The sequence below is a fragment of the Undibacterium paludis genome, from assembly GCF_022568815.1.
Lineage (GTDB): Bacteria > Pseudomonadota > Gammaproteobacteria > Burkholderiales > Burkholderiaceae_D > Undibacterium.
The window spans coordinates 128,782-142,177 of the sequence record NZ_JAKZHX010000017.1 but is presented as its reverse complement, the minus strand read 5'-3'; the positions used below and the strand labels follow the sequence as shown (position 1 = coordinate 142,177).

Below are 13,396 nucleotides of genomic sequence, written 5' to 3'. Positions count from 1 at the left end.
ATCTTTAGCACTTTTCTTAATATGGTGCTTACTTCGCTGACGAAATTTGTGTCTCTTTTAGTTTTTTTAATATTGTGGGATTGGGGTCTGTTGCAACTGAAAATTCTGGCAATCCAAATTCGTCATAGTAATTTTTCATTTGCTTTAAATAGTCTTTGTTTTGATCACCAACTATTCCTTTTACTCCCAGCTCTCTTAAGGTGCTTGCACTTGGTGCATAGTACACATAGGCTATTCCTGTTTGCATGCCTTTGTCTAAACTTTGGGTCACATCAAAAAGCAAATTTGACATACCAATGGATTCAAAAAAAGCCTTCTCTTTAATACCATTTTTGCACTGTTGGTCATCATCATTTTCTTTGCATATATCCTTGGTCAAGGCACGAGCATTTCCATGGAAGCCCAGGACCCCATCAATTTCTTTTCTATTCCCTGACAAAAACAAGTAATTTGCGCACGAAGAAACGCAATATCCTTTTACGACAACATTTAAATTTCTTCTTTGTATTTCGGCTGCAATTTTGAGACCAGAAGTGACTGACCCTCCTGCAGAGTTCACAACCACTTCACTTATATCGTCATTAATTTTTTGCATGAATTCGTCATATGATTCATGCGTAATGGTGCCTTCAAATTTCAGCGTGTTTTTAGATAATCTCGTCCATTGACACTTGCCAATACAATCCTTTCTAGCCATTCTCATATACGCCTCGCCCATCGGGCCAAGCTGGGAGAGTTCTGTTTTCCAATCAATATCCTTTTGATTTCTTTTGCAGGCAATAATGGTGAGTGCGATCACTATGGCAAAAACAACTTTGATTTTTTTTAAGATCGGAGTTCTGTAGAGTGCAGAGAGTTCTTGATAAGCTGTGTTGTTCATAATTCAATGTATTAGATAGAAGTAATGGCTTTCAAAAACTTCATAACTGTCAACTAATTTGGTGACTCGCTCAATGCCTGCCTTATTGGAAAACCAAAGAGATCGGTCATACAACCAATCTCTTTATAACCTATTACTTAAGGTTTCACATATTGAGTTTCAGTTACAACTTGTCCTGTAACTGTACATATCTGCTCTCCGTCGACCTTGCTGTTTGTACATTCATAAGTTGTCACCGTAACTTTAGAGGCAACGGGGGCCGCAGGTGCGGGATCTTTGAAATAGGCAATTACTGCACTGATGATTGCAGCACCACCAGCAATTACCGCTGCAATAACTACACCTGGGTTCATTTGCATATCGTCATTGATACCAACACCGCCACGGGCAGCATTCGCATCTCTCTGCCCATCTTCTGCAATGCCGTCGCCGCCAGAAACATAAGACAATTCTTCATTTGTAATCAAACGCATTTTGTGATACTCCTATACATGGTTGGGTTGAACCATACCTCATGGCATGGTTTTACTGCTCCGCCCCAGGTCTCGAACACCTTGAGCGGTTTTTCGGGCTGAGTCTGTCGGGTTTTCCCAACGGCTCAGCATCGAATCCTGAAATTCTTTTCCCACACTTTTTTCTTGCTGCCAGTCTACGCACGTTGGGTCATGGCCAGCACCGGTTCCAGCACCCATTCCCAAATCCTGCGCCTGTCTTGCAATACATCTGCTTCCAGTGTCATGCCTGGTTTTATCGCCTGTGCCTGTCCATAGGCATTGATGCTTTGTGAATTCAGTCTGACCTTGATGCGGTACAGCGCTTCGTTTGTGTTGAAACCGTTAATGGCTTGCTGGGCATTGCTCAGGATCGTGGTTGCCAGGTTCTGTGGTAATTCTGCTGGGGCGAACGGGGTGCGGCTGACGTCCGTCACCGTTGCCTTGTGCAGGCCGAACTTTTGGTAAGGAAAGGCGGCATAGCGTATCAGTACCTGCTGGCCGGGTGTGATGAAACCTGCGGTACGGCTGGGCGCATACAAATGTACTTCCAGTTCACTGAACTTACTCTCTTTGTTACCAGCCTGGGCAGTGTCATTTGCAGGTAGCAGGCTGGCAAGTACTTGTCCGGCATTGATGGCTTGCCCTGGCTGGTTGGTCAGACCGGTGACCGTGCCTGCCTGGGCGGCGGTGATTTGTACTGCCTGGCGGTTGGCGTTTTCTGCTGCTTCTTGCTTGAGGCTGGCTTTGGCTCTTTCTATTTGTGTCAGGTCTGTCGCCAGGCTATTGGACAAGGTATCAAGTTCTGATTGCAGGGCGATCTGGCTGGCCTGTAACTGGGTTTTGTTCCGTTGCAAGGTGCTCAGGCGGGTGCTGATGTCGAGCAGGTCTTCCTGCTTTTGCTGGGTCTGGGCGGCAGAAACATAGCCATTGGTTTGCAGGGTTTCGTACTTGCTGAGGCTTTGCTGGGCCAGTTGCTGGCGGCGCTGGGCCAGCAGCAGTTCCTGTTCCAGCTGGGTCTGCTCCTGGGACAGGTTAAGCAATCTTTGCTGCAATGCCTGCTTTTTCTCCTGATACTGATTCTGCCGCAATCGTTGTTCTGCGGCCATGCTGTCGGCGCGGGTGGCGAGTTGCTGGGCGACCAGGGCGGTGATTTCACCCTGGCTGTTCTGACGTTCTGTGCTGATGGTAAACAGGACTTGCCCGGCTTTGACCTGTTCGCCTTCCTTGATGTGGGTGGTTAGCAAGATACCGGCATTCGGTGCCGCCACGCTCAGTTGGCCGCCTGCAGGAACAGTGATACCTGTAACACGGGCTTTTTTGGTGATACTGCCAAAGCTGATGTAAGCGATCAAGGCAGCGGCAATGAGCAGGGCAGCAATCGCTACCAGGCTGGCAGAAACTGGCTGGTTGAGGCGGATGGCTCCCATCCACTGACTACCTAATGTGGCTGTGACTTCGGGGCGGAATAAAGGGTTCGATGTTGTCATCGAGAACCCTTAAATCTGTTAATTTGATTATTTCTGCTGTGCATCTTCTTTTATCTACGGCAATATTTTCTACTGCATGGCGTTGAATATTCAGAAAATCATAACCGAAAGATAATTCAAATTGCAAAATAAAGTTAAATATATATTTTTTTGCAATAATCCACTTTCCTTAAAAAATCATTGCTAAAATCGCGCGCCGCATGCGCGGGCGTCTTTAGTAAGAGGACTGTTTTAAGGGAAATGCAGGATTGATGGATGGGCTGGTAATGCAGGCTTCAAGCGTCAAGAATATTTGTCGGCAAGCGTTTGACAGACGGGTACTACTCTTCGCTGTTCATCCACGAGGTCAAAAATGTCAGCAGGGCGGCACGTTTTTTCGGGGGCAGCTTGACATACAAAGCCAGCAGGTTTTCCTGGTCTTTGGTTTCGTCAGCAGTCATGGCTGAAGCGCCTTCAAGGTTTGTGCCAGCCCCGACCGGATCGCCAATTTCTTCCGCCAGAAGGAATATCTCTGACACTTTGATTTCAAGCGCTTTGGCGAGGCTGCTCAGTATCACCGGACTGAACCCTTGTGCATTTCTTTCGAGATTTGAAATATTAGGTTTGGACGTGTTCGCCCTCTCAGCAAGTTCTTCCTGAGTGAGTTTCTTTGCGAGACGTAGTTGTTTAATGGCAGCACCGATGTTCATACGACATTAGCGCCGATTTTGTCGTTGATGTGGTTTTGTTATACAAAACTAAAATTTTGCAATACAATACAAAAAAAATAAGCAAGACTTGGTGCTCAGGGTAAGAGATGCTTATATACAAGCTTTAGTTGCAGCCTGCGCCAATATAGGCGACCACATTGAAAGCATTGCAAATTCTCGATGATGAAAAACACTCATATGGCACGACTACTTTTTCTCACTTGTTTGCTTCAACTAACTTGCTCCGTGTTTGCAGAAGTCATTCCAGAGTCATTTGGACATGGCATGGTTTCGTTCGGCAATTACCAGCCTAAAGAACCAAAATCGCTGGCGGATATACCTTTGCCAGTACTCGAACGACTCACAGAGCATCTGAAGAGACGCCTGGGAGGAGTTCAATACGCAAATTTGAAATTTGCAGGTGGTCAGCTTATAGACGCAAAAGAGTTACGTAGAACAGAACCAAACTCCAAAAACTACAAATGGGAAATCCCGGCATACATATTGCACTTCGATCTCGAATTGCCAGGAACACCCAAATTAATCTTCCCTGCTGAAATCTGGCTCAGATCTGACGCAAGTACGATAAGAGAAATTAATCTTCCCGCTTATGCCAACTCAACAGATAAGCAAGTCTTTCATTCTTTTAAAGAATTAATGAGCACCATTGCCAGGAAAGGGTTTCTTGAAAAGAATATGGCTTACGAGCTCGAATACAATGAAGACGGCACCATCGTCAAGAAAGGTCTGTTCGAAAAAAACATGACTGTCCGGTTGGAATACAATGAAAAATTCGATACATTGGCCTGGGAATTTACCAAAACCGTATCAGACGATGGCTATACTAAAGAGATGAAATCTATTTCAGTCAACGCGTATTCTGGGAAAATAATAAAGACTTGGAAATCCCGGGCTATTCGTTGAAATAACGAGCCAGGCTCAATACTCCTTGCATTAGCAGTTTGTGCCCGACCCTCCCTCGAAAATCATCAAGCCAGCTTGGCTCTGTCCACCTGCAATCTCTCCACCAGTTCAAACACCCACACCAGCAGGGCGACTGCCGGGAATGCCAGGCCGAGCAGCAAGGCGCCTTGCCAGCCGTAGTTGGCGAATGCCCAGCCGCCGGAGGCTGAACCGACTGCGCCGCCTGCAAAGAACAGGGCGAAGTAGATACCGTTGAGGCGGCTGCGGATTTCTGCGCCCAGGCTGAAGATGGCGCGCTGGCCCAGCACCAGGTTGGCGGCGACGCCCATGTCGAGGATGATGGAGGCGATCACCAGCAGGGCCAGTGCGATTTCTCTGGAATTGGGTGCACACAGCGGCAGGATGAAGCCTGCCATACCCAGCAGCAGTGCGACAGCGGTAGCGGCGAGTGTGTGGCCGGCGTCGGCCAGGCGGCCAGCGATCGGCGAGGCGATTGCACCGGCCATGCCCACCAGGGCAAAGATGGCGATGCCGGTTTGTGACAGGTGGAATTGCGGGCCGGCCAGTTCCATCGGGACGACAGTCCAGAACAGGCTGAATGAAGCAAACAGGCCGGCATGATAGGCAGCACGGCGGCGCAGCACCGGTGTGCTGATGAGCAGTTGCCACAGGGATGAAATCAGGCCAGTGTAAGACATGGGTGAGCTGGGCATGCGAACCGGCAAACGGGCGCGCAATACCAGGGCCAGGATGATGATCAGTACGGCAGCGCCGCCAAATACGACATGCCAGTTACTATGGTCAGCCACCAGGCTCGACACCGGGCGGGCCAGCATGATGCCCATTAATAAACCACTGACCACTTTGCCGACGGTTTGCCCACGCGTTGCTTCTTTCGACAAATGCGCGGCGAATGGCACCAGTATCTGCGCTGCGACCGAACCCAGGCCTATGCCCAGGGCCGCGATCAAAAACATCCAGGCTGTGGTACTGAAAGCGGCCAGCAACAGCATGGCGGATGTAAACAATAGCGCAATGAAGATCAGCCTGCGGTTTTCCAGTAAATCACCAAGGGGTACGATGAACAGCAGGCCCAGGGTATAGCCGATTTGCGTCAGCGTCACAACCAGGCCGGCTGCCTGGGGTGACAGTTTGATGGTTGTGCTGATCAGGCTGACCAGGGGCTGGGCGTAATACAGGCTGGCAACGATCAGGCCGCAGGCAAAGGCCAGCAGCATGACCATGCCACTGGAAATGTCAGGGTGATCAGCATCCGCTGATATGGAATTAGTGGTGTGGTTCATGGAGACGTCCTTTCGGGGATGGATTGATATTGCTATCAATATCGAATGGACGCATTGTAGCCAAAATGCATTAAAAGATAATTAGTGCATAATAAGCCTGTACTTTTCATTTTATATGAACAATCAATACTGAGGCGATGCCGTGGACAGATTAAAGGCAATGCAAACCTTTGTTCGAATTGTCGAGGCGAACAGTTTTTCCAAGGCGGCAGAGACCATGAACCTGCCGCGCGCCGCCCTGACCGCCACCATGCAAAAGCTGGAAGCTTTCCTGGGGACGCGGCTACTGCTGCGCACTACCCGCAAGCTGTCGCTGACTCAGGATGGCGCTGACTACTACCAGAAATGCGTCGATATCCTGGCGGCAGTTGCCGATGCGGAAACCAGTTTCCATTGCGCCACGACCAATCTGCCCAAGGGCAGGCTGCGGGTGGAATTGCCGGCCACCGTTGGTCATAACCTGGTGCTGCCGCATATTGCCGGTTTTTGTACTGCCTACCCTGATGTGGAACTGGTCATCAGCATGACGGACAGGATGGTGGACCTGACGCAGGAAGGCATAGACCTGGCACTGCGCGTAGGGCAATTGCCGGATTCGTCCATGGTAGGCCGACGCATAGGCAATATGCGTTTTGTAACCTGTGCAACACCGGCTTATCTGGCACGTCATGGCACACCTACCAGTATGGAAGATTTGCGCGGACATGTCAGTATCCAGCATTCTTCTGGCCGCACCGGACGAGCCTTTGACTGGGACTTTGTGGTTGATGGTAAAGTCGTGCGGGTGGAAATGCGCAGTGCAATTGCCATCAATGATGGCGACGCCAATGTCTGTTGCGGCCTGCAGGGCCTGGGTCTGATGCAATGTGGCGCTTACCAGGTGCGCCAGCACCTGGCTGACGGCAAGCTGGTGGAGGTACTGCCTGACTGGCCGCCTACGCCCATGCCCATATCGCTGGTATACCCGCAGGGGCGCATGTCTTCACTCAAGGTCAGGGTGTTTGCTGACTGGCTGACAGAGCTGTTCAGGGATAATATGGATTTGCAAGCCAGCCCTCTTGATTGAAGTATGACTTCAGCCAGACACACCCAGTATCACACTTGATGCCTTGAACAGGCCGGTCACCGTGCCGCCAACGGCCAGCCCCATGCTGGTCGCACTTTCATTGGTGATGATGGCGGCCAGGGTTGCGCCGCCAGGCAGTTCGATCACGACTTCAGTATTGACTGCTCCCGGTTGTATCCTGCTGATGCTGCCGGTCAGCTGGTTGCGGGCGGATAGTCTGGCATTGCTGACGTCATCCATCAGAATGATGGATGACGCCTTGATCAGTGCAAAGGCTTCGGTGCCGATGTGCAAACCCAGCTCTTGTGTACTTTCATGGGTGATAATGGCAACGATTTTCTGGCTGCCTGCAATTTCGAGTTCGATTTCATCATTGATGGCGCCAGGTTTGACGTGTCTGACTTTGCCCAGGAATTGATTGCGTGCGCTGGTCTTCATGTTCATTCTCTTGATCAGTAAAAGATCGTCGGCGATACCTGCCGCCTGCTTGTCCAGTTGGGCAATGAACTGACGGTGCTGTTCTTCCAGTATCTTGAAATTGCTGACCAGTTGCTCGCCGCGCCTGGTCAGCCGGGTGCCACCACCGCCCTTGCCACCCGTCAATTTTTCGACCAGGGATTCACCGGCAAGATTGTTCATGGTGTCGATGGCGTCCCAGGCTGCCTTGTAACTCATCTTGACTGCCTTGGCAGCCTGGGTAATGGAGCCACTCTCTGCCAGTTGGGCCAGCAGGGCGATGCGGCCTTTGCCGCCAAAGTTTTCACCATCGACAGTCATCCACACGGAGCCCTGGAGGGTGATGGATTTATCTTTTTTTGACATGTTGTGCCAGTTCCAGATGCATTAATCAAGAAAGCATACATGGATGTTGCCACAATGCGTAAATTTTGCTGGTCTCAAGCCTGCCCTGGCTACTGTGACGGTCCACTAGTGATACACTAAATTTGATGTGGCTCAACACGTCCTGATTTATCTTGTGCAAGCTGAACAATTAACTCTCTTGAGAGCCATGCAAGCAAATACAAGTACAACCTCACCAGACCCGCTGATAACGAAAAATGGCGATCAGACTGCAAATTTGCTTGTGCGTTTGGCACAGCTTGAACAGGAAAATGCAGCGCTCAAACTTGCCCTGCAATCACATGACGAAGAGCATGACTGCCACAGGATTTTTTTCCAGCAAGTTCTGATTCCCTGCATGATCATTACGCCAAATGGCGAGGTCAAACACGCAAACTCTTTGGCTGCGAATTTATTGGCAACCACACCAGCGAGTGTGGCCGGGCAATCCCTGTTGACATTTATTTTTGAAGATCAGATTGCATTTACTAAAAAATTAACTGATCTGATCAACTCAGGTGGATCGTCAACTTGCGAACTGAAGTTCATGCGCGCAGACCGGGAACTGGTGTTATTGCACCTGAGCTTGTTTGTGTTGCAAGCTGGCGATTTCCAGTCCTGTATTGGAGTACAGTTAACCGACGTCACACGGCAACAGAGCAATTTGATGGACAAGCCAGAGGGAGTTTATTTCGCCAGTGTGGTCGCTGAAAATATTCCTGGCATGGTTGCTTACTGGAATTCCGATCTGATCTGTACTTACGCCAATCACCATTACCTGACCTGGTTTGGCCGCACGTCAGAGCAAATGCAGGGCATACATATGCGAGACCTGCTCGGACCAGAATTGTTTTCAAAAAATTTTGCCTATATCAGGGCGGTCTTGACTGGAGTAGACCAGCATTTTGAGCGCACGCTGATCAAGGCAAATGGCGACACCGGCTATACCTGGGCACAGTATATCGCCCACAAGGTTGATGGGGTTGTGCGAGGTTTTTTTGTACTGGTGACAGACATCAGCCTGCAAAAACAGACGCAAAAGGCCTTGATGGAAAGTGAAGCAAAAAACCGCGCCCTGGTTAGAGCCATTCCTGACCTGATTTTAACTATCCACCGTGATGGCAGGCATCTTGATGTCCATGCACCAGATCCAGGCATGCTATTAATTGACAGAAAGCAACTCCTGCAAAGCAAGGTGGCAGATGTCTTGCCGGCGAAAGTAGCGGACCAGTATATGAAAGCGATCACGCAGGCGCTGGACAGTGGCCGTTTGCAGGAATTCAGGCATGAGCTGACTGTTGCAGGAAGAGACGACATGCAATTTGAAGCGCGGGTAGTGCCGTGTACACAAGATGCCGTCATCGCCATCATTCGTGATATCACCGAAACTGAACGCGAGCGCCGTGTGCATGAGCTGCAACTGTCCGAACGACTGCAAGTCCGTGAAAATGATGTGCGCGCCATTCAGTTGAGTCTGGCCATGGCAAGCGACATCACCCATATAGGCACCTGGATACGCGATCTCAGAACAGATGACTTATGGGCATCACTTGAGTGGCGCAGACTGTTCGGCTTTAGCCAGGATGAAGCGCTGAAGATGGATATGGTCGCACAACGTATCCATCCAGCCGACCGCCGCCATATTGACAACATCGTCGGTGACTATGGGCATGCCAATGCAGAGCGGTATCAGGCAGAGTTCCGGGTACTCTTACCTGACGAAAGCGAGCGATGGGTGGCAGTCGTTTGGCAACTAGAAGTTGACGAGCAAAAAAAACCGCTGTTGACTCGTGGGGTGACCGTAGATATTTCAGCGCGCAAAGAGGCTGAACTTGAGCTGGGACAAAAGCGCATGGAAGTCATGCATCTGGCACGTGTGGCGACCATGGGTGAACTGTCTGGTGCTCTAGCCCATGAATTGAACCAGCCTTTGACAGCCATCCTCAGCAATGCCCAGGCCGCGCAGCGTTTTTTGGCGCGACCAGAACCGGACATCAAGGAACTGGGCGACATATTGCAGGACATTGTAGACGAAGACAAGCGTGCGGGCGAAATTATACGGCGTTTGCGCAAATTGTTTGACAAGCGCACCCAGGAGCAGCGCAACGTCGACATCAATCAACTGATACTGGAAGTTCTTCACATTTTGCGCAATGATATGATCAATCAGGACATTACCTTGTTAAGTGAGCTGCAAGATAATTTGCCGGCAGTCCGTGCCGACACGGTGCAATTGCAGCAAGTGCTGATCAATCTCATCATGAATGCCAGCGAGGTAGTCTCTGGCCTCGATGCCAGCCGCCGTATGATTGAAATCAACACCAGATTGACACCAGAAGAACAGGTAGAAGTGAGTGTCAATGATCATGGCCCTGGTGTGCCCGACGCTTTGCGTACAAAAATATTCGAGGCCTTCTACACGACCAAGTCAAACGGTATGGGGCTGGGTTTATCAATCTGCAAGAACATTATTGAAGCCGCCGGAGGTCAGCTATGGTGTGAAAATCATGGCGTTCATGCCGGTACTGGTGCGAGTTTTCGCTTCCATCTTCCCGTTAATAAAGAGTCTGCACCATGACAGAAGCAGCCAGTGTTTATCTTGTTGATGATCAACCGGCAGTGCTCAAAGCCATGTCACGCTTGTTACAGTCTGCCGGCTTGAACGTCGTCACCTATGAATCTGCACAAGCTTTTCTTGATAGTGGCCATGTCGGCAAGGCCGGCTGCCTGGTGCTGGATCTCGCCATGCCTGACATGGACGGCATGGCGCTGCAAAGCAGACTCAAGGAAATGAACAGTGATTTGCCCATTATCTTCTTGACCGGCCATGGCAGTATTGATACCGGTGTACTTGCCATGAAGCTGGGTGCACAAGATTTCCTGACCAAACCCGTCGATGGCGACAAACTATTGGCGGCCGTGCAGACAGCCTGTGAACACAATCTGCGCTGCAGGCAAGCGAGAAAAGAAAAACAGGCCATACAAGCACGGCTGGACAGCCTGACACCGCGTGAGCTGGAAGTATTGCACCTGATCGTGGAAGGCAAACTCAACAAACAGGTTGCGGCAGAACTGGGCACGGTAGAAAAAACCATCAAGGTGCATAGAGCCAAAGTCATGAGCAAAATGGATGTGCCATCCCTCGCCGCACTCATCCATTTGCTGGAAAAATTGAAAACATAAAAACCCTTGGCGACTGCCAGCCTGCACACCAGTTTTCCACACACTGTTTAACAATCCTCCCTCAGCTATTGGACCAAGGTCCAATAGCGCCATGCTGTCCTCTCACCTAAGATGATGCTCATGGGAAATACATCGACATGGATAGCAGTGATTGATGACGAAGAAGGAATTCGTCGCGCGCTGCTGCGCTTATTGCGCTCTGCCGGGCAGGAAGCCCATGCCTTCATTTCAGGCAAGTCTTTCCTTGACAGCTTGCAAACAAGGCAACCCGGCTGTGTGCTGCTTGATCTGCATATGCCCGACATGTCCGGTTTTGCTGTAATTAAAAGACTGCAGCAAATTGCACCTGCGCTGCCGGTCATCGTTCTGACCGGACAAGATATCAGTGAAAAACAGAAAACTGACTATCTGGCCCATGCGCATGCGCTGTTGCGCAAGCCCGTCGATGACGCCAATCTTTTTGAAACGATAGCGACCGCTTTAACAGAGAGTAGCAACAACATTCCTTAGTTTTACCGAAATTGAGCAGCACACTTGACTGGAGATGTGAAAATGAAATTATCCAACCTGAAAATAAGTCAGCAACTTGGCCTGGGGTACGGGCTGTTACTTTGCATACTGGCCATTGTGGCGCTGCTGGGTATCAATGGCATGCAAAAGTCTAACCATGCAATGCAACATGTCGTTGATGTCAATGTCGTCAAAATCCAGCACCTGGAGAACATGTCCACCTCTGTCCATATCGTGTCAAGGGTAGTGAGAACGCTGGCGCTGTTGGCTGACGAGAGCCAGGCGCAGGAGCAGCACAAAAAAATCGATGAAGCCCGCCAGCGTTACAACAAGGCATTTACAGAACTGGAAAAAATGCCCCTGGACGAAACCGGCAAAAAATTTATGCAAAAAATCAAGGAAGAACAACAGGCAGCCAGAGGCCTCAATGACAAGTTTGTTGAAATGGCCAAAACCGAGAAAGAAGCAGCAGTACAGTTTCTGCTGAAAGAGGTCGTACCTGTCAACAACAAGTGGCAGGATTCCTTGCATGAATTTACGCTTCTGCAAGAAGAAAAAAACAAGCAAGATGAAGTCGAAGCGCAAGCCGCCTACCAGACATCGATGACTTTCATGATCACTGCAACGATTGTAGCTATCTTTGCGGGCCTGGCTATCGCCTGGAGCAGCTCAAGGGCGATTACCCTCCCCCTGCAAAAAGCAATCAAGGTAGCGGAAACAGTAGCCGAAGGTGACCTGACAAGCCAGATTGATGTACAGTCCAGCAATGAAACCGGACAGTTAATGGCAGCATTGCAGAAGATGAATGACAGCCTGTCGCTCCTGGTTGGTCAGGTGCGCCAGGGCACAGAAACCATTTCAACGGCAACCTCTGAAATTGCCACCGGAAACATGGATTTGTCATCGCGTACTGAGTCTCAGGCAGGCGCTTTAGAGGAAACAGCCTCCTCAATGGAAGAGTTGACGTCCACCGTCAAGCAAAATGCAGACAATGCGCGCCAGGCAAACCAGATGGTCATCGCAGCCAGTGAAATTGCCGTTCAGAGTGGCTCAGTCGTGGCGCAGGTTGTGAGTACGATGGGTGACATCAGCACTTCGTCAAAGAAGATCGTGGACATTATCAGTGTTATCGATGGTATCGCTTTCCAGACCAATATCCTGGCGCTCAATGCAGCCGTCGAGGCGGCTCGTGCAGGGGAACAAGGACGTGGCTTTGCCGTTGTGGCCAGCGAGGTACGCAACCTTGCCCAGCGTAGTGCTTCTGCTGCCAAAGAGATCAAATCACTGATTGATGATTCGGTTGAGAAAGTGGCAATGGGAAGCCATCTGGTCGATCAGGCGGGCGCCAGCATGGAAAAAGTGGTCAGCAGCATCGGTAGCGTAACTGACATCATGAGTGAAATCACTGCGGCCAGCCAGGAGCAAACTTCCGGGATAGAGCAAATCAATATCGCCATCACCCAAATGGATGAAGTGACACAGCAAAATGCCGCCCTGGTGGAAGAAGCTGCTGCGGCAGCGGGTTCCTTACAAGAGCAAGCAGATGCTCTCAGTAGCCTGGTTCAGCAGTTCAAGATCAGCAACGCAAATCGTCTGCAACAGGCATCCGTTGACATCAAGCAGCCCACTGTCAGGTGCCAACCCGCCCCAACGAAAAAGCAGAATATCTCGCGCGTGGTTGCCAAAGTTTCAGCTATTCCCAAATTAACACCGGCGATTGAAGGTCATTGGGAGTCATTCTGATCTGTTTCAACCAATCCTGTCTTTCCCTACCGACATGAAGCAGGTCGGGAGAGACAGGGTTTATTGTTTCTTGAAGAACATCTAAAAAAACTGCCGTTTCCACAGATGGTTTAACACAGCTTTGCAAATTCCTGTCCTTTATTGGACCAAAGTCCAATATCCCCGGCCAAACCCGACACATAAAATAGTTCCCATGGGAAATACATCTACATCGAAAGCAGAAATTGATCACGATGCAAACTCGCAAGCAGGAATGAGGTTTTGAACACTGCCAGC

At 50.0% G+C, this 13,396-nt stretch carries 12 protein-coding genes; 6 read left to right on the top strand and 6 right to left on the bottom strand.

Annotated features, from left to right (window positions below; all coding sequences use genetic code 11):
* Positions 1–28: 28 nt before the first annotated feature.
* The 4 genes from LZ463_RS24835 to LZ463_RS24820 form a co-directional block, all read right to left on the bottom strand.
* Positions 29–880: a hypothetical protein gene (locus LZ463_RS24835; protein ID WP_241458995.1), complete on the bottom strand. Its 852-nt coding sequence runs from the start codon at positions 878–880 to the stop codon at positions 29–31.
* Positions 881–1,017: 137 nt separating this feature from the next.
* Positions 1,018–1,353, bottom strand: coding sequence for a hypothetical protein (locus LZ463_RS24830; protein WP_241458994.1), 336 nt, complete (start codon positions 1,351–1,353; stop codon positions 1,018–1,020).
* 176 nt (positions 1,354–1,529) lie between these two features.
* Positions 1,530–2,861 (bottom strand): putative HlyD family type I secretion protein, encoded by a 1,332-nt coding sequence (locus LZ463_RS24825; protein WP_241458993.1) that lies wholly within the window; start codon positions 2,859–2,861, stop codon positions 1,530–1,532.
* A gap of 320 nt (positions 2,862–3,181) precedes the next feature.
* Entirely contained in the window at positions 3,182–3,550 is a 369-nt protein-coding gene (locus tag LZ463_RS24820; RefSeq protein WP_241458992.1) for a helix-turn-helix domain-containing protein, read from the bottom strand.
* Between the two features lie 180 nt (positions 3,551–3,730).
* Here LZ463_RS24820 and LZ463_RS24815 point away from each other — a divergent pair, with 180 nt between their 5' ends.
* Entirely contained in the window at positions 3,731–4,474 is a 744-nt protein-coding gene (locus LZ463_RS24815; RefSeq protein WP_241458991.1) for a hypothetical protein, read from the top strand.
* Positions 4,475–4,539: 65 nt separating this feature from the next.
* Here the strand turns inward: LZ463_RS24815 and LZ463_RS24810 are convergent, their stop codons facing one another.
* Positions 4,540–5,778: an MFS transporter gene (locus tag LZ463_RS24810; RefSeq protein ID WP_241458990.1), complete on the bottom strand. Its 1,239-nt coding sequence runs from the start codon at positions 5,776–5,778 to the stop codon at positions 4,540–4,542.
* Between the two features lie 142 nt (positions 5,779–5,920).
* On the opposite strand from LZ463_RS24810, the gene LZ463_RS24805 reads away from it, so the two are divergent.
* Positions 5,921–6,844: a LysR family transcriptional regulator gene (locus LZ463_RS24805; RefSeq protein ID WP_241458989.1), complete on the top strand. Its 924-nt coding sequence runs from the start codon at positions 5,921–5,923 to the stop codon at positions 6,842–6,844.
* A 9-nt stretch (positions 6,845–6,853) separates the two neighbouring features.
* Here LZ463_RS24805 and LZ463_RS24800 read toward each other — a convergent pair whose 3' ends face one another.
* Positions 6,854–7,666 (bottom strand): TOBE domain-containing protein, encoded by an 813-nt coding sequence (locus LZ463_RS24800; RefSeq protein ID WP_241458988.1) that lies wholly within the window; start codon positions 7,664–7,666, stop codon positions 6,854–6,856.
* Between the two features lie 187 nt (positions 7,667–7,853).
* Between LZ463_RS24800 and LZ463_RS24795 the strand changes: the two genes are divergently transcribed.
* From LZ463_RS24795 to LZ463_RS24780, 4 genes are all read left to right on the top strand, one after another.
* Complete coding sequence (locus LZ463_RS24795) at positions 7,854–10,262, top strand: PAS domain-containing sensor histidine kinase (protein ID WP_241458987.1); 2,409 nt, start codon at positions 7,854–7,856, stop codon at positions 10,260–10,262.
* Complete coding sequence (locus tag LZ463_RS24790; protein WP_241458986.1) at positions 10,259–10,867, top strand: response regulator transcription factor; 609 nt, start codon at positions 10,259–10,261, stop codon at positions 10,865–10,867. Before LZ463_RS24795 ends, LZ463_RS24790 begins: the two co-directional genes overlap by 4 nt.
* A 120-nt stretch (positions 10,868–10,987) precedes the next feature.
* Positions 10,988–11,377, top strand: coding sequence for a response regulator transcription factor (locus LZ463_RS24785; RefSeq protein ID WP_241458985.1), 390 nt, complete (start codon positions 10,988–10,990; stop codon positions 11,375–11,377).
* A gap of 42 nt (positions 11,378–11,419) precedes the next feature.
* Positions 11,420–13,120, top strand: a complete 1,701-nt coding sequence (locus LZ463_RS24780; protein ID WP_241458984.1) for a methyl-accepting chemotaxis protein — start codon at positions 11,420–11,422, stop codon at positions 13,118–13,120.
* Positions 13,121–13,396: the final 276 nt, after the last annotated feature.